Below are 233 nucleotides of genomic sequence, written 5' to 3' on the forward strand. Positions count from 1 at the left end.
TAACCAAAGTTTTCTCACCGGAATATTTGCGCAGATTATCAATGAAATGCCGCTCGGTAGCCTCATCCATGGCGGCTGTCGGCTCATCCAGCAGCAAAACAGAAGGATTGCGGATCAGTAATCTTGCCAGCAATAGAGACTGTTTCTGGCCGCCGGAAAGGCCAAGCCCGCCCTCCAGCACAATATGATCCAGTCCTTTAGGTAATTTGCGGATAAATTCATCCGCACCGACC

At 50.2% G+C, this 233-nt stretch carries 1 protein-coding gene; it reads right to left on the reverse strand.

Annotation, left to right across the window (positions count from 1 at the left end):
* Positions 1-233, reverse strand: a 233-nt coding sequence (locus HBA93_RS23785; RefSeq protein ID WP_221724851.1) for an ATP-binding cassette domain-containing protein, incomplete at both ends; no start/stop codon positions are given.

Origin of the sequence: Ochrobactrum sp. SFR4 (genome assembly GCF_019730395.1) — a bacterium.
Classification (GTDB): domain Bacteria; phylum Pseudomonadota; class Alphaproteobacteria; order Rhizobiales; family Rhizobiaceae; genus Pseudochrobactrum.